Origin of the sequence: Pseudomonas profundi (assembly GCF_008638305.1) — a bacterium.
Lineage (GTDB): Bacteria > Pseudomonadota > Gammaproteobacteria > Pseudomonadales > Pseudomonadaceae > Halopseudomonas > Halopseudomonas profundi.
Map to the genome: position 1 here is coordinate 103,136 of NZ_VTPZ01000003.1, position 16,830 is coordinate 119,965.

At 59.0% G+C, this 16,830-nt stretch carries 16 protein-coding genes and 1 pseudogene; 11 read left to right on the top strand and 6 right to left on the bottom strand.

Going from position 1 to position 16,830, the window contains the following annotated elements; all coding sequences use genetic code 11:
• Window positions 1-459 precede the first annotated feature (459 nt).
• The 5 genes from nirB (at window position 460) to FZE95_RS05575 (ending at window position 6,676) form a co-directional block, all read left to right on the top strand.
• Window positions 460-3,021 (top strand): nitrite reductase large subunit NirB, encoded by a 2,562-nt coding sequence (gene nirB, locus FZE95_RS05555; protein WP_150299852.1) that lies wholly within the window; start codon window positions 460-462, stop codon window positions 3,019-3,021.
• A complete protein-coding gene (gene nirD, locus FZE95_RS05560; protein WP_150299853.1) occupies window positions 3,018-3,389 on the top strand; it encodes a nitrite reductase small subunit NirD in 372 nt (123 codons plus the stop codon). Before nirB ends, nirD begins: the two co-directional genes overlap by 4 nt.
• A gap of 42 nt (window positions 3,390-3,431) precedes the next feature.
• A complete protein-coding gene (locus tag FZE95_RS05565; RefSeq protein WP_150299854.1) occupies window positions 3,432-4,259 on the top strand; it encodes a formate/nitrite transporter family protein in 828 nt (275 codons plus the stop codon).
• A 1-nt stretch (window position 4,260) separates the two neighbouring features.
• Window positions 4,261-6,030, top strand: coding sequence for a bifunctional protein-serine/threonine kinase/phosphatase (locus FZE95_RS05570; RefSeq protein WP_223824978.1), 1,770 nt, complete (start codon window positions 4,261-4,263; stop codon window positions 6,028-6,030).
• Window positions 6,031-6,139: 109 nt separating this feature from the next.
• Window positions 6,140-6,676: a DUF1523 family protein gene (locus FZE95_RS05575; RefSeq protein WP_150299855.1), complete on the top strand. Its 537-nt coding sequence runs from the start codon at window positions 6,140-6,142 to the stop codon at window positions 6,674-6,676.
• 5 nt (window positions 6,677-6,681) lie between these two features.
• Here the strand turns inward: FZE95_RS05575 and FZE95_RS05580 are convergent, their stop codons facing one another.
• From FZE95_RS05580 to FZE95_RS05605, 6 genes are all read right to left on the bottom strand, one after another.
• Window positions 6,682-7,254: a sugar O-acetyltransferase gene (locus FZE95_RS05580; RefSeq protein WP_223824979.1), complete on the bottom strand. Its 573-nt coding sequence runs from the start codon at window positions 7,252-7,254 to the stop codon at window positions 6,682-6,684.
• Window positions 7,244-8,080 (bottom strand): penicillin-insensitive murein endopeptidase, encoded by an 837-nt coding sequence (mepA, locus tag FZE95_RS05585; RefSeq protein WP_150299856.1) that lies wholly within the window; start codon window positions 8,078-8,080, stop codon window positions 7,244-7,246. Before mepA ends, FZE95_RS05580 begins: the two co-directional genes overlap by 11 nt.
• Window positions 8,081-8,094: 14 nt before the next feature.
• Window positions 8,095-9,219: an alpha/beta hydrolase family protein gene (locus FZE95_RS05590; protein ID WP_223824980.1), complete on the bottom strand. Its 1,125-nt coding sequence runs from the start codon at window positions 9,217-9,219 to the stop codon at window positions 8,095-8,097.
• A 222-nt stretch (window positions 9,220-9,441) separates the two neighbouring features.
• Window positions 9,442-9,993: an ATP-dependent Clp protease proteolytic subunit gene (locus FZE95_RS05595; protein ID WP_150299858.1), complete on the bottom strand. Its 552-nt coding sequence runs from the start codon at window positions 9,991-9,993 to the stop codon at window positions 9,442-9,444.
• Window positions 9,994-10,168: 175 nt separating this feature from the next.
• Window positions 10,169-10,510 (bottom strand): con-10 family general stress protein, encoded by a 342-nt coding sequence (locus FZE95_RS05600; protein WP_150299859.1) that lies wholly within the window; start codon window positions 10,508-10,510, stop codon window positions 10,169-10,171.
• Window positions 10,511-10,713: 203 nt separating this feature from the next.
• A complete protein-coding gene (locus FZE95_RS05605; protein ID WP_150299860.1) occupies window positions 10,714-11,340 on the bottom strand; it encodes a GGDEF domain-containing protein in 627 nt (208 codons plus the stop codon).
• A 153-nt stretch (window positions 11,341-11,493) separates the two neighbouring features.
• Here FZE95_RS05605 and FZE95_RS05610 point away from each other — a divergent pair, with 153 nt between their 5' ends.
• The 6 genes and pseudogenes from FZE95_RS05610 to chrA all read left to right on the top strand — a co-directional run bounded on the left by FZE95_RS05610 (window position 11,494) and on the right by chrA (window position 16,735).
• Window positions 11,494-11,664 (top strand): con-10 family general stress protein, encoded by a 171-nt coding sequence (locus FZE95_RS05610; protein WP_150299861.1) that lies wholly within the window; start codon window positions 11,494-11,496, stop codon window positions 11,662-11,664.
• A 330-nt stretch (window positions 11,665-11,994) separates the two neighbouring features.
• The gene (locus FZE95_RS05615; protein WP_150299862.1) at window positions 11,995-12,240 is read left to right on the top strand and encodes a hypothetical protein; all 246 of its coding nucleotides are present in this window, start codon (window positions 11,995-11,997) and stop codon (window positions 12,238-12,240) included.
• A 76-nt stretch (window positions 12,241-12,316) separates the two neighbouring features.
• Window positions 12,317-13,366 carry a glycosyltransferase family 2 protein gene (locus FZE95_RS05620; RefSeq protein WP_150299863.1) on the top strand — a complete coding sequence of 350 codons (1,050 nt, stop codon included), beginning with the start codon at window positions 12,317-12,319 and terminating at the stop codon, window positions 13,364-13,366.
• A gap of 995 nt (window positions 13,367-14,361) precedes the next feature.
• Window positions 14,362-14,496: pseudogene (locus FZE95_RS20045) on the top strand (HAMP domain-containing protein); the annotation flags it as partial.
• Window positions 14,497-15,387: a methyl-accepting chemotaxis protein gene (locus FZE95_RS20050; RefSeq protein WP_397387105.1), complete on the top strand. Its 891-nt coding sequence runs from the start codon at window positions 14,497-14,499 to the stop codon at window positions 15,385-15,387.
• Between the two features lie 151 nt (window positions 15,388-15,538).
• A complete protein-coding gene (chrA, locus tag FZE95_RS05630) occupies window positions 15,539-16,735 on the top strand; it encodes a chromate efflux transporter (protein ID WP_150299865.1) in 1,197 nt (398 codons plus the stop codon).
• The last annotated feature ends 95 nt before the right edge of the window (window positions 16,736-16,830 follow it).

A 16,830-nucleotide genomic window follows, 5' to 3' on the forward strand; every position in this document is an offset into this window, starting at 1 on the left:
ACACCCTTGATATTCGTGAGCCACTGGTCACTAGCGTAGCGTTCGCTGCACCTTCTTCGCTCAGCATTATGCTCAGGCCCCAACATGGCGCACCAATACCGGGAAGCGAGGCGTCGAACCGCACCCTTATGGTTCATCGTCTTGCACCATGGGAGGTCTACCGGGGGCGGTGCGCATCTTTCATATTTTTTTCTTCCCTGGCCAGAACCCGCGTCATTAACGGCTCGCGCAAAGCTCAACGGGATGACCGAAGGGTGCAGACCATCCCTGGCACGCTCCTTGCTCAACCCTTAGTAAGCTTGCCAGGCCAACCAGCCGTCGCCCCCTCTCCTTTACATAACCACCCAGGGGTGATCACGCCGGTCCGCGCCGTGGCGTTAATAACGATATCCGGGACAGATCGAAGCCTGAACCGCTTTGAGACTCAGCGTTCCGGATTGCCTTGACTGAGGAAAGGCCATGAAAGCTGACATTTCATCCATCAAGAGCGAAACGCTGGTCATTATCGGTAACGGTATGGTTGGCCATCACTGCGTGGAACAGTTGATCGAACGCGGTGCCATGGCGCATTACGATATCCATGTGTATGGCGAGGAGCGCCAGCGCGCCTATGACCGTGTGCATCTATCGGAGTATTTCGGTGGGCGTGATGCGGAGTCCTTGGCGCTGTGCGAAGCAGACCTGTATGGCACCCACGGCGTGCACCTGCACCTTGGTGTCCAGGTGCTGGATATCGATCGCGACAATCAGGAAATCGTTACCAGCGCCGGGCGTCAGCGCTATGATCGCCTGGTCCTGGCCACGGGCTCCTTTCCCTTTGTACCGCCGATTCCGGGTGCCGAAGGCAACTCCCGCCTGGTGTACCGCACGCTGGATGACCTGGATGCAATCCGCGACGCCTCAGCCAAAGCTCGCCGCGGCGTGGTGGTTGGTGGCGGCCTGCTTGGGCTGGAAGCCGCCAATGCGTTGAAGTCCCTGGGCCTTGAAGCACACGTGGTGGAATTCGCTCCGCGGCTGATGCCGGTACAGCTGGACGATCTGGGCGGCGCGGCACTCAAGGCAAGAATCGAAGCGCTTGGCGTCGGCGTACACCTTTCGCGTGCTACCAGCGAAATCGTCCCGGGCGAGGAATACGCCTATCGGATGAACTTCAACGACGGTGAATATCTTGAAACCGACCTGATCGTCTTCTCCGCCGGCATCCGCCCACAGGATGCGCTGGCGCGCAGCGCAAGCCTGGAAGTGGGCGAGCGTGGCGGGGTAATCATCGATGACGATTTCCGCAGCAGCGACCCGACCATCTACGCCATCGGTGAGTGCGCCTCCTGGAATGGCAGCTGCTTTGGCCTGGTAGCCCCCGGCTACAGCATGGCGCGCAACCTGGCGTCACAGCTGGTTGGCGAGCAGCACGAAGCCTTCTCCGGCGCCGACATGTCGACCAAGCTCAAACTGCTCGGCGTTGACGTGGGGTCAATCGGTGATGCGCACGCCGCCACACCGGGTGCGAAAAGCTATCGCTATATCGATGAAGCCAACAACAGCTATCGCCGGCTTGTCGTATCCGCCGACAACAGCACCGTTATCGGCGCGGTTCTGGTTGGCGACAACAGTTACTACGACACCCTGCTGCAGTACGCGCAGAACGGCATCAAGCTACCGGCGGACCCGTCCAGCCTGATTCTGCCGCTGTCTGAGGGCGCACCGACGCTGGGCGCCGATGCACTGCCCGATACCGCCACGCTCTGCTCCTGTCACAACGTCAGCAAGGGCGCGGTGTGCTGCGCAGTCGATGCCGGCTGTACCGATCTCGGCGAGCTCAAGGCACAGACCAAGGCCGGGACCGGTTGTGGTGGCTGCGCGGCGCTGGTCAAGCAGGTGTTCGAGCACGAGCTGAGCGCCCGCGGGGTCGAGGTGGACAAGAGCCTCTGCGAGCACTTCGCTCACACCCGTCAGGAGCTGTATGACATTGTCCGGGTGAATAGCATTACCCGCTTTGACGAGCTGCTGGCCAAACACGGTCGCGGTCATATCGGCTGCGATATCTGCAAACCGGCGGTGGGCTCGATTCTCGCCTCCTGCTGGAACCAGCCCATCACCGATCCGACGCTGGTGCCCTTGCAGGACACCAACGACACCTTCATGGCCAACATGCAGAAAAACGGCACCTACTCCATCGTGCCGCGCATCGCCGGTGGCGAAATCACCCCGGAAAAGCTGATTACCCTCGGCGCTGTGGCGAAGAAATACGATCTCTATACCAAGATCACCGGCGGCCAGCGTATCGACCTGTTCGGCGCGCAACTTCATCAGCTGCCGGATATCTGGGGCGAGTTGATTGAGGCCGGCTTCGAAACCGGTCATGCCTATGGCAAGTCGCTGCGCACGGTCAAATCCTGCGTCGGCAGCACCTGGTGCCGCTACGGCGTGCAGGACAGCGTCGGCATGGCGATCCGCCTTGAGGATCGCTACAAGGGCCTGCGTGCGCCGCACAAGATCAAGTTCGGCGTCTCCGGCTGTACCCGCGAATGCGCAGAAGCCCAGAGCAAGGACATCGGCGTGATCGCCACTGAAAACGGCTGGAACCTGTACGTCTCCGGCAACGGTGGCATGCGTCCGCGTCATGCGGAGCTGTTCGCCACCGATCTTGATGACGCGACACTGATCCGCTACATCGACCGCTTCCTGATGTTCTACGTGCGCACCGCCGACAAGCTGCAGCGCACCTCGGTATGGCGCGAGAGTCTTGAAGGCGGCCTCGACTATCTCAAGGAAGTCATCATCGACGACAGCCTGGGTCTGGCCGACGAACTCGAGGCGCAGATGCAACTGGTCGTTGATCGCTACGAATGCGAATGGGCCAACGCGATCGCGGATCCGGAGAAACTCAAGCGCTTCCGCACCTTCGTCAACGACCAGCGTGGCGATCCGGACATTCATTTCGTCAAGGAGCGCGGCCAGCCTCGCCCTGCCCGCGCATCCGAACTGCACCTGATTCCCGTCACCCAGGAGGCTCTGTCATGACCCAACTGAATATTGATAACACCGCCCGCGCCATCAGCTGGCGCCCCCTTTGCGAACGCCGCGACCTGGTCGCCAACTCAGGCGTGGTGGCCTGGCTTGACGAAGCGCAGGTTGCGCTGTTCCACCTGCCAAGCACGGAACAGGGCGAACAGATATTCGCACTGGAAAACCGCGACCCGAAATCCGGCGCCAATGTCATTGGCCGCGGCATCGTCGGCAACCTCAAGGGCGAGCTGGTAATTGCCTCGCCTTTATACAAGCAGCACTTTCGCCTGAAGGACGGCAGCTGTCTGGAGTATCCCGAACAGCGCCTGCGGGCGTGGCCTGTGCGTCTTAACGGTGATCTGGTGGAAATCGCGGAGGCCTGATGCCTCCGCGACACCTCCTCTTACATATCTGAGTAAATTGTTATGTCTTATCTGGTACCCGCTGAATTCGTCACCAAAATGGTCGATGCAGGTGAATCAAAAATCTTCATGGCCACCCGCGATGTGCTGATCAGAGCCTTCATGGCCGGCGCCATTCTCGCTCTGGCGGCAGTATTTGCCGTGACCATCTCAGTACAGACCGGCGTCCCGATTGTCGGTGCGATCCTTTTTCCGGTCGGCTTCTGCATGTTGTACCTGCTGGGCTTCGACCTGCTTACCGGCGTGTTTGTCCTTACACCCCTGGCGTTGATTGATCGGCGTCCGGGCGTAACGATAGGCGGCGTACTGAAACACTGGGGTTTTGTGTTCGTCGGCAACTTCTGCGGCGCCCTGACTGTCGCGGTGCTGATGGCGATCACCTTCACCTATGGCTTTTCCATCGAACCCGGTGAAGTCGGACAAGTGATTGCCAACATCGGCGAGAACCGTACCGTAGGCTACAAGCAGTACGGCGCGGCGGGGATGCTTACCGTATTCATCGGCGGAGTGCTCTGTAACTGGATGGTCTCGTTGGGCGTGGTTGGCGCGATGATCTCGACCACAGTAAGCGGCAAAGTCATCGCCATGTGGATGCCTGTCATGCTGTTCTTCGCGATGGGCTTCGAGCACTCGGTGGTCAACATGTTCCTGTTCCCCTCGGGCCTGATCATGGGCGGCGATTTCTCGCTACTGGACTACCTGATCTGGAATGAACTACCGGTGGTGCTCGGCAACCTGATCGGCGGTCTGTCACTGACCGGCCTGACGCTCTACACCACCCACGTTAGAACCGCGCCCAAGCGCCCTAACTACGCAGCCAAGGCGCTCTAAAGTGGGAGTAACCCAGTCGTGTCTGCGGCTGGGCCGTGATCAGGCCCCCGGGCCTGGTCATTTGCGCATTGCCGTCGGCCAGTACTCCGACAAGGGCCGCAAGCAGACCAATCAGGATTTTCACGGGCTGTGCATACCCTGCGAGCCGCTGCTCAGCTCCAAGGGCATCGCCATTGCGCTGGCAGACGGCATCAGCAGCAGCGATGTCAGCCATATTGCCAGCCAGTCAGCGGTCGCGAGTTTTCTCGAAGACTACTACTGCACCGCCGAAACCTGGTCAGTGAAAAAATCCGTGCAGCGCGTTCTGGCTGCCACCAACTCCTGGCTGTACGCCCAGACCCGGCAGAGCCAATACCGCTACGATCTCGACCGCGGATATGTGTGCACCTTCAGCGCCATGGTAGTGAAATCGCGCACGGCACACCTCTTCCACGTCGGCGATGCCCGCATTTACCGTGTACAGGGCAACGCGCTGGAACAGCTCACTGAAGATCACCGGATGCGGGTATCCGCGGACAAGAGTTACCTGAGCCGCGCTCTGGGCATTGATGCCTGGCTGGATATCGACTACCGCACCCTGCAAGTTGAAGTTGGCGACACCTTCATGCTGCTCACCGATGGTGTGTACGAGCATGCCAGCAGTCGCTTCATGCTCGCTGCCATCGCGGCGAACCCCCTGGATCTGGACCTGGCCGCCCAGCGCATGGTTGAAGAAGCGCTTGAGCAAGGCAGCGACGACAATCTCACGGCGCAGATCATACGTATCGAAGAGTTGCCGGATCAGGCCGCCGATGAGTTGCATCAACGACTGACCGAACTGCCGCCACCGCCCATCCTGCAGCCGGGGGAGGTGTTTGATGGCTACCGGATTATCCGTGAAGTGCATGCCAGCAGTCGCAGCCATGTATATCTGGCCGAGGACGAACAGGAACCCGGGTTTATCGTTCTGAAAACCCCGTCTACTGATCTACGGGACGATTCAGCCTATCTGGAACGCTTTCTGACGGAAGAGTGGATTGCCCGCCGCATCCGCAGCAACCACGTACTCAAGCCCTGTCCGATCAATCGGCCGCGCAATTATCTGTATACCCTTACCGAATACATCGAAGGGCAGACGTTGGCCCAATGGATGCTCGACAACCCGACGCCGGATGTCGAAACCGTTCGCGGCATTGTCGAGCAGATCGCCAAAGGGCTGCAGGCCTTTCATCGAGCGGAGATGCTGCATCAGGATCTGCGCCCCGAAAACATCATGATCGACAGCAGCGGCACAGTGAAGATCATCGACTTTGGCTCCGCCAAGGTGGCCGGTCTGGCAGAGATCACCGCAGCGGTGCAACACAACGACATTCTCGGAACAGCCCAGTACACCGCTCCCGAATACTTCCTGGGCGAGAGCGGCACGCCGCTTTCAGATATGTTTTCGCTGGCCGTGATTACCTATCAGATGCTCACTGGCAAACTGCCCTATGGTGCGGAAGTGGCCAAGTGTCGTACGCGCGCCGCGCAGAACAAGCTGAAATACCAGTCAGTGCTGGACGACAACCGCGAGATTCCCGCCTGGCTCGACGAGGTACTGAGAAAAGCGCTGCAGCCTAGCCCCAACAAGCGTTACACAGAGCTATCGGAGTTCGCCTTCGAGCTGCGCCGTCCCAGCCGCGAGCTGGCCAATCGCGCCCGCCCACCTTTGATCAAACGCAATCCTGTGCTGGTCTGGCAGTGGATTTCTGCCGTTTTACTCGTGGTCATTATTCTGCTGTTGATGCGCTGACCTGGCCGCTAATCAGGCTAAATGGCCAACTTCGTGGAACCTTTAGCCTTCACCCTGCGCCTATCCTCTACACTCGTGAATATTCAGAAGCATTGATCGGAGTAGACGGATGAGATGGATCAAGCGGTTGGGCACAGTCGTCATCGTGGCCCTTGTTATCAGCGCGGCGCTGGGCCTGCATTACATACTGCCAAAACATGACGTTGTGCATGTCACCGGCGTTGAGGTCAAACGGGTCGATGATGACGGCGTGGTCAATGCCGAGAATCCGGCTGAAGGGCCTACCCGCGACATGTACTTCATCAATACCGCGGATCCCGACAGCAACAAGGTGCGGGTGTACCGTAACGAAGATACCGGCTGGGGCTTCCCCTGGTATTTCAAGTTCGACTCCGCCGATGTGCAAGCCCGCGCTCAGGATTTTTCGCGGAACAGCAATCAGCTGGCGCTGATTCGCTATTACGGCTGGCGGCTACAGATGTTCTCGACATTTCCGAACATCACTGACATCGAGGCCACCACCACCCGGGACGAGCCCCTGCCTATATTCAATATACTGTTCTTCCTGGTGGTCGGTGGTGTGATTATGGCGGTTTTCCTGGCGACGCGTAGACGCTCGCAGCGACGTCTGGATAGGCCCATTTAAACAGCTCAATCCGCAATGGCCTTGATCACCCGGCATGGATTGCCCGCGGCAAACACCTCAGCCGGTATGTCGCGGGTCACCACGCTGCCCGCGCCGATTACGGTACCGGCACCGACAGTTACGCCCGGACAGACAACAGCGCCGCCGCCAACCCAGACGTCATCGCCAATGGTGACTGGTTTGCCTGACTCAAGTCCGGTGCGCCGCTGTGCTGCGCTCATCGGGTGAGTTGCGGCATACACCTGCACGCCCGGCCCAAACAGCACGTTCGAGCCAATAACGACGCGCGCCACATCCAGAATCACACAGTTGAAATTGAAGAAGACCCTGTCCCCGAGCGTGATGTTATCGCCGTAATCACATAAAAAGGGCGGCTCAATCGTCACATCGCTACCGCAGTCAGGCACCAGCTCACGGAGCAGCCGGTCACGCTCGGCCTGCTCGCTATCACTGGTATGGTTGAATGCTCTGGTGAGCAGCCGCGCCCGGTTCCGCGCGGCTACCAGCTCCGGCGACAGCGGATCATAGAGTTCGCCACGCAGCATCTTGTCTCGTTCTGGAACCGTGCTATTGCTCAAGTACGGCCTCACAGGCTGCCGGTACAGTGCGGCGCGGACTGGATTCGCGCGCCAGTCGGGGGGTTGGCTGGATGTTATCGCAGCCTTCTCCTGGGGGCGGTGCAGGCTGATCGACGCATTCCGGCGAACCCGCAGGGCAACGCAGACGGACATGCAGATGCTCGTCATGCGCGGGCCATGGCCGGATCCTGCGCAGCCAGCTCCGGTCTTCCCAGTTGCGCTCACACAGATCCCGCTTGACGGCGGCATCGACAAAGATGCGCGCCACACGGTCATCAAGCGCGGCAAGGTGAATCAGCTCGGCGTGCCTGTCGGTCCAGCGCTCAGGATCCATTCTGCCGGTCTCCGGATCGACCAGGATGGGCTGTTCCAGCTTCTCTCGGCGACCAGGTTCCAGCGCCGGCAAATCAAGCCGGAACCAGATATCCACATCCAGGCCGCTTTGATGACTGACATGCCCATAGGACATGGGACCACCTCGCGGCTGCGCCATATCGCCCACCAGTATCGGGCCGAAGCCTTCCTCATCCACCCGCTGGCCGAGCGCCTGAATGTAATCAACCAGCGAGGGGTGTCCATAATGGCGACGCCGCTCGAGATCGACCGCCTGATAGCCCGTGCCTTGCTCGGGCAGCTGCTGCGCGCCGATCAGGCAGGCACCGCCGTGATGCCCGATGATACGGGGCTCACCCTCCACCGGCCCCACCACCGTCGACCAGTCCTGCTGGGCAGCGGCGTCGGTTGGCCAGGTGATTGTCAGAATGCCCACTGTCATCAGGCTGAGCACCAGCAAGGCAGTACGGATCGGATTGAAAAAACTGCGCATGGAAGCTGGCCTTATCACTTGTGCTGGCGCGCCAGCCAATCGAGACCCGGACGATAGAGCATGTCGTGCTCCCCCTCAAAGATCACCAGTTCGGCCGGGCCCGACTGAAGATGTAACACCACGTTCGCGTTTGCTTCTTCGAACCGGGGATAGTCGCCGTCCTGATGAATCGAACGCTCGCTCAGCGCCTCGGGGATGCTGCGCTCGGCGTTCAGCTGTTCGATCAGGTCGGGTGCGATCCTGTCGTCCTCCTTGGCCAGATCGTTGAAGGCGCGCAATGCCTGCTCCGGCGGAACGGTCTCATCGCCCAGGCCATGCGCGATATGAACCGGGAATTCACCGCGTACGTCCTGTAATCGCGACCGCGGGCTGCGTTCCAGGCACTCGGCATAGGCATCGGTGCCTTGCTCCGGCGCGCCACCGCAGGCGCCGGCAATTTCGCCGGCGTATTTCGCACCCTGCGAGTCGTTCCACTGATACCAGGCAATCAGGTCATATACCGGCACCCATAACGACACCCCGGCAAACACGTCCGGATGACGGCTGGCCAGATGCATGGCATTCATAGCCCCGCCTGAATAACCCAGCAGGTAGATCCGCTGCGGATCGATATTGGCGTTCTCGCGCGCATAATCGAGGGCATCCTGCATGTCGGACATCACCAGGTCAGAGGCGGTGGACTCGGGCCGGCCGTCATTCTGACCGCGGAAGTCCGGATGCATGAACACCCAATCGTTGGCGACCGCAAATTGCGCGATGGGGATATCGATATTCTGCAGATAGTCTGTGCTCCAGCTATGCAGCACCAGCAGCAGCGGTTTCTCCTGATCCGAACCGGAGTCATAAAACAGCGCCTTCTGCGAAGCGCCGTCAGCCGAGGCGGGTATCTCGATGTCTTTCACATCGGGGACCTGTTCGCGCCACCTGGAGAGATCCGCCGCGACCAGACCGCCCGGAAATTCCGTCACCCGCAGATGTTCGCTCGGATGCTCGACCTGAACCTGCGCCCCGCCATGGCCATCACCCTGCGAAGCCGTTGCCGGGCTGGAGTTTGAGTCACTACAGCCAGAAACAGTCAACAACCCAAAAATGAGCGCGATGGGTAAACCGAACCTGGTGATACGCCTGGACTGGATCATGGGGTGTCTCCGATCGTGGGCGCTCCTTGCCATGGCAGTACTCGGCCGCGCTGATTGACGGCTATATATTCTGCGACTCCGGGTCTGGATAAATGTTCTGCCGATCAGCTGGGAGTCTGCGACATCCGGATCGAATGGTCATGCCCCGAGAGTCCGCTCCTGGTTGCCGGCCATGGCTCATTCAGCCGGACCCCTGGCTTGCTGTGGCTCGAAGCGACTCAATCAGGCGTGGATACAACAGATCGTCGCGCCCCGCGGCGCTGTCAGCTCGTCGACCTCATGGACCAGTCCGGTCGCTATCGCCTCGCTCGGATTGAGGATACGCGGTGCTGCGGTCAGATAACTGAGGGTATCCAGCGAGTCGCCGACATCCTCGGTCCGTTCGCGGACGATATCCGCATACATCTGAAGGTCGTAATCCAGGCTCATGGCATATTCCGACATGCGCGAATGATCGACCGAACCATGCAAGGTCCAGTGAAAAGGATGAAACAGGAACTTGCTGTGTTTACAGGCAGTGCGACGCTCGCCCGCGAGATAAATAATGTTGCCCATGGATTCGACCGTCCCCAGATTATGGGTATGCACTGGAATGGGCAAAGACATCAAAAAGTTGTACAGCGAAAATCCGTAGCTGCACTCACCACCCATTGTGGCAATTTTGACGATCAGCTCGGATGCTTCGCTATTGACCGCGTCCGAGCATTTCCTGATGAGCTGTCCGGTAGTCGATGAGTTGATCGGGCCGGTGAAATGAACGACATATGACGTCATGGCGATCCTCGGGTCTGGTGATCTCCATCGTGATGCTTGATTCAGGCTCGGTCTGCGACGGAAGTTATCCCTAGCCTAGTCCGCACCTGGGGCTGTTGCTTCGGTTGAGGCATAAAAATTAATACCTACATCCCCAACCAAAAAAAGCGGGAGCCTGTGCTCCCGCCCAGCTGCATCAGCTATTGCGGCCGCCGCTATGGCTGTTCTGGCCGCCTTTGCGTCCGGCTTCGGATGCTTTTTCGCGGTCATTGGCGAAGTTGCCGCCACTGTTCTGACCGCCTTTGCTGCCCGCTTCCGACGCCCGTTCCGGGTCGTTGGCGAAGTTACCTCCGCTGTTCTGGCCGCCTTTGCTGCCAGCCTCAGAGGCGCGCTCAGGGTCGTTGGCAAAGTTGCCGCCGCTGTTCTGGCCGCCCTTGCTACCGATGTCCTGATAGAATTCCTTGTCGTGGGTTTGCGAGGTTTTCTGACCGCCCTTCTGACCGGCCTGGCTTGTGCTCATGTTGTCTTTACTGGACATACAACTCTCCTCTAGACAAGTGCAACATCACTTAAATATCAAAGGGATACGGTACCGCCTCGGTTGTTTTCCGAGCGTTATACCGCCCTCACCAACTACGAAAGGAAGCCCTCTGGAAAGTTCACAACCATTCAGCAGACCAGGCGTTTTTAGGGCACACGCGCCCGGCTGAGCGTTTTCTGCCTGGTCCACGCGACGGCATTTCAGCCGTTGTGAAAGCGGTAACAGTTGCGACCGGAGTGTTTTGCCTGATACATCGCGCTATCGGCGCGCTGCAGCAGGTCCTCAGCGGATTGTGCATGTCGGTTCAGAATGGCCACGCCGAGGCTGGCGCCAATGCTGACCTCGACCCCGGATTCGATTCTGATAGGTTCATTGACTCGCTGCAGGAATCGATCAAGAACCCGCTCGATATCTTCCCGCCGCGCCGTGCCCTCCAGAAGCACCACGAACTCGTCGCCGCCGAGCCGGGCGACATAATCTGACTGACGGCCCAGCTCGGTCAGCAGCGACGCAACGTGCTGCAGGACCTTATCCCCAACTGCGTGGCCGTAGGTATCGTTGGCCTGCTTGAACCTGTCGAGGTCGAGCATGACCAGACCACAACTATAGCCCGGATCGCTTTCGACGATCCGCATCGACTGATCGAGCCGCTTCATCAGGCCGCGACGGTTGCCGACACCGGTGAGCAGGTCGGTAACGGCCATGTGCTCAGCGGCGTGAGCGGCCAGCTGTCGCTCGGTTACATCGCGCTGCAGCCGCATGCTGCGCTCATCACCGATGGATCTGACCAGACGTTCGATCATGCCACTGCTTGTATCTACTCCCATTCAGCTATTTCAAGAAGAATTTTAACGACGAATTGGAATTAGCTTTGCTTTCAAAAACAGGAACTTCAAACAACGCGAGGGTCGAATTCTGCAAGAGCGATCGATATCCGGTCGTTCGTGTATGTCCCTGACACCAAGTGAGGAGATTGACACATGACTACCAATAAGAACCCAGGCAACTTTGCAAACGATCGAGAGAAAGCGTCGGAAGCAGGGAAAAAAGGCGGCCACAACAGCGGTGGCAACTTTGCAAACGATCGCGAAAAGGCTTCAGAAGCCGGCAAGAAAGGCGGCCAGAATAGCCATGGTGGCGGCCGTAGCTAACACAACCATAAACGGAGGCCACGGCCTCCGTTTTTCCACGCTTCAACGCTAAGCCTTCCCGCCGCTCTCACCTCTCCAATGTCTGAATCTCAATTCTCGTCTTCATATAAATCGTCTCAAGTGTGCGACAGCTCACAGACGCGCTAGTCAAATCATGCCAAATGCACGGCCATTCGCTGGCCATCGTGCAAAATGCAATACTCCTAACACCTGGCGCTTCTTCTATCTTATTGATAAATAAGCACAAAATGACTTACCACTACTTGGTACGAGGCTTGCAAAAGTTATGGGCGCATAAAACTAACAAATCCGACCAAAGGAGTTTCGAAAATGGAATATCGCCCGGCTTCGCTTGTCTCACCAGCAATTGCTCTCGTGCTTGGAGCCGCGTTGATGCTCATTTTTCAGAACAATATCGACCAGGCCGAAGCAGCGGTCCCAAGCTACCATGGCACCAATGTCAGCGGCTTTGAATGGCAGTCTCAAGCGCCTGTTGAAGCAGCTACACCTGCATTGCGCATGACCGACAACCCATTGGTACAGACTCCGGCCCGCCAACAACGGTGGGTATTCTAGATCGGCAGTCGGTGGTAAGTGGCCACCAGGATAGGACGTCACGTTCTGCACGCAGCACTCATAGGGAGGTAAGAAAATGAAGGTCACCGCGGTAATTCTGACGTACAACCGGAAAGACCTCCTGAGCCAGTGCCTTGATGCGGTCAGTCGCCAGTCCCGGCCCTGTGACGAGATTATAGTCGTCGATAATGCGAGCACTGATGGCACAGAGCAAATGCTTCGTCAGCTGTCCCTGCCCAATGTGACGATACACCGTCTCTCCGAGAACATTGGCGCCTCGGGAGGTTTCAATGCAGGGTTTCGCCTTGCATATCAGAGCGGCACCGATCAGGTGTGGATGATGGATGATGACGTCATTCCCGCTGAAGATGCCCTGGAGCAGCTGCTCAAGGCCGACAGGTTACTTGCCGAAAAGGCAATTGAACCCGCCTTCCTGCTGTCCACCGCCTATACCGAGCACGGCCTGGTAACCAACGCCCCGAGCATTGACCAGCGCCCCAACCGTATCGCCTATGAAAACTGGCCCCTGACGCTTGAGCACGGCATCGCACCCGTGCGCCGAGCCACCTTCGTCTCCATCCTGGTTCCGCGGCGTACGCTGGCCACTTACGGGCTGCCGATCGCCTCGATGTTCATCTGGGGCGAGGATACCGAATACACCTTGCGCATCACTGAACATGCCCCTGGATTTGTCGTGGGAAGCAGTAAGGTGGTACATCTGCGCCAGGAAAACGGGGCGATCGATATCATGGCCGAGCGTAATCCCAACCGGGTTAAATACCATCGCCATTACGTGCGCAACGAAGTCTTCGTGGCGCGCAAATACTACCGCCCCCGCCGGGTGGTGATATCGGTTCTTCACCAATGCAAGATCGCACTGAAACTTCTCAGCCGCGGCGACTTCAACAAAGCCAGCGTCGTGTTCAGAGGCTTGCTTGAAAGCGGTCCGTTCTACCCGTCCACCGAAGCTGTGGATGCGCCAATCGCAAACCTTGGCGTTACCGTTGATAGCTATACCCCCGGTAGCAGCATTGCCGGATGGGAGCCACCGGATCAACTGACCCTGGTTGATCTGTGCGATTACCATTTTTCCCGGCAAACCATGGGGTCGGTCAACCTCACCTGACACCGGATCGCTCCGTCGGTCATCACTCTGTCATAACGCCTTCCTAGACTGCCCCGGCTGGGGATGGCGGCATAATGCCGCCATCCCGACTGCATCTCAATCAGCGGTCAGGGGACAGGATGACGATCAGGCGAAAAACGATAATGCTGGTATGCCTCGGGCTGGCTGGCATTTGCTTGTTATACGCTTGCGGGCTGTATATCAAACATCTCGAGCGCGGGTTCCAGCGCCTCGAACAGCACCTCAGCAAAACAGCGTTCAACATGGCCAGTCTGGAAGCCGATCTCGCGGCTTTCGCCAGGGATCCATCCACCGCCCTGGGCGAGCGGATCGAGCAATCGCTGCTTGAACTGGATGCCGGTTGGCCAGTTCTGCAGGCTCTGCAGGAGGACGTGGGGCTGATTGAAGCCGAGGCGGAAATAGGCCGTCTGATCCAGTATCAGACGGAGATCGGTGCGCATTTCGAACATATGCGGAGTTATTGGGAGCGGATCGGTTTCGAGCCGGGGGATGGCCTGCTTGGCGAGCTGGACCACGTCTCTGGCCAGATCGCCGTTGTCACCGAGCAGGAGTTTGACGCGGAGCTGATCAGCAAGAGCGAGCTGTTGGCAGCCCCGCTGTTACGGTTCCGTCTCGATGGCGATCTCGCGCAGTCTTCTCGCTTCCTGAAAACGCACAAGCAGATCAAGCGTTACCTGACACGCGACTTCAGGGCTGACGATCCGGCCAACCTGCCCCTGCTGCAAGGTCTGTTTGACCAATATAAAAACCATTTCATGAACCTGGTGCTGGTTACCGAACAACTCGGGATTGATGATTCCAAGGGTGTCCGGGTCGCATTGAACGCGTCCCTGGACCTGTTCCGCACAGAAGTCGATCGCTTGCTACAGACCAACCAGCAGGTTATGCAACAGCGTGCAGTGCATTTTCGCACCCTGGAGCTGGGTCTGACCGCAGCGATTGTTCTCGCCTTCCTGGCAGTGGCCTGGACCTTGATGCGCGCCATCATGCGCCCCATCGAAGCGCTCACCCACACGCTGCAACACGTACGTGACACCAAGGATATGTCCGCTCGCTTCAGGCAAACCGGGAACGATGAGATCAATCAGGCCGGGCACGTATTCAATGAAATGCTTGAAGGCTTTCAGCAGCTCAACCAGCAGATCCGCCATAGCAGCGAGTTGGTCGCCAGCGCCTCTGCTCAGCTATCGATCAACAGTCGCGAGGCGGCCAGCTCATTGAACCAGCAACAAACGCACGTTACGCAATTCGCCGGGGCAATCGACGAAATGGAATACTCGATGCAGGACGTCAGCCGTAACTGCAGCCACGGCGAACGTATCGCAGCCTTGGCGCAACAGCAGGTCGAGGAAGGTGCTCGTCTGGTCGAGACCAATATCGCCTCGCTGCACGTTCTAGCCAACACCGCTCGCGATACGTCGGCTGCGGTGCAGCAGCTTGAGCAGGACAGCGCGCAAATCACCAACATCCTCGACATACTCGGCGCGATTGCCGAGCAGACCAACCTGCTTGCACTGAATGCCTCCATCGAGGCGGCTCGGGCTGGCGAGAATGGCCGTGGCTTCGCGGTCGTCGCCGACGAGGTCCGCAACCTGGCCCGCCGCTCGCAACAGTCCGCAGCGGAAATCGCCGGCCAGGTCAGCGATTTACAACGCACCGCCCGGCAGGCCGCAACGATGATGAACCAGAGTCTGACGGAAAGCGAAACCGCAGTGACCCATGCCGGCGGCATTCTCAAGGCATTTCGTGCCATCACCGATGGAATGCATGAGCTGGGCGGAAAAACCAGCGAAATCGCGACTGCTATCGAGCAACAGACCGTCGCTGTCGCAGGTATCAATGAACGCATCGGCAGCTTCAGCCAACTGCTGGGCCAAAGCGCTGTACAGGTTACGCAAAACGCCGTAGCCAGCGAGTCGATAACCGAACAGGCGCACATCATGGAGCAGGCGCTGGCCCGGTTTGCCACCACTCATAACGGCGTGGTTGCGAACAGTTAATTGAAAAACAGGCGTATGCGGGTTTACATCAACCGCATGGTCAAGCCGCTGCACGATCCGGATACCCGCGCTTATCCAAAAGCGCAGGTGCCGGGGAGCGAGCGATGGGATGCCGGGACGCGGCACACGACTAACCATTGTGGGGCTACGCATGCTTGGAGAAACCCGCCAGCGACCGGAACGGAGTTGGCAGATTTTCGTAATATTTTTGCGTCTGGGGCTGACCTCTTTCGGCGGGCCGGTGGCGCATCTCGGTTATTTCCGCGAAGCGTTCGTCATCCGGCGTCGCTGGCTCAGCGAAAAAAGCTACGCTGACGTGGTTGCCCTGTGTCAGTTCCTTCCGGGCCCGGCCAGCAGCCAGGTGGGCATGGCGCTGGGGTTGATGCGTGGCGGTTACCCGGGCATGTTCGCTGCCTGGTGCGGCTTCACATTGCCCTCGGCGCTGTTACTGATCGCCTTTGCGCTGGGGCTAAGTGAGTGGGGCGAGGCTGTGCCTGGCGGCATGCTGGACGGACTGAAGATTGCTGCCGTGGCGGTGGTGGCTCAGGCGGTCTGGGGCATGGGGCGCAATCTGTGCCCGGATAGGCAGCGGGTCGGCATGATGGCGGTGGCGACCTGCATAGTATTGCTGGCAAACAGTCCGCTCAGCCAGATAGCGGTGATCGTACTGGCAGCAATCATTGGTACGCTGTTGTTCAAGCCGGCGGTGAATACAAAGCATGAGACCTTGCCGGTCATGTTGAGTCGAGGCGCAGGCACCCTCTGGCTTTCGCTTTTCGGGCTGCTTTTGCTCGGGTTGCCTGTGCTTGCCGGGGCGATTCCGTCGCAAAGCCTGGCGCTCATCGATGCCTTCTACCGCAGCGGATCCCTGGTCTTTGGCGGTGGCCATGTCGTGCTGCCCCTGCTGCAAGCGGAGGTCGTGCCGACCGGCTGGGTTGATGGCGAAACCTTTCTTGCCGGCTATGGCGCTGCGCAGGCCGTTCCCGGACCGCTATTCACATTCGCGGGCTTTCTCGGCGCTGCAATGAACCATGCGCCCAGCGGCTGGCCTGGCGGCGTAATTGCCCTGCTTGCGATATTTCTGCCATCGTTTTTGTTGATCGCTGGCGCACTGCCGTTCTGGGAAGCCCTGCGCACCCAGCCGCGCGCGCAGGCTGCGCTGATGGGCATAAACGCGGCGGTGGTTGGCCTGTTGCTGGCGGCGCTGTACGATCCGGTATGGACCAGCGCTATCCACAGCCCGGCGGATTTTGCCCTGGCACTGCTTGCGTTGACCGCGTTGACCGGCTGCAAACTACCGTCATGGCTGGTCGTTCTCGGGTGCGGCGGCATCGGCATAGTGCTCTGACCCCTGCCCGAGTCGAGCCGCCATGCGCGCTCATCGGCCCGGCCTGTTACTCATCGGGTTTAGCCCGTACAATACGCGGTCCGCTTTTCCGGTGC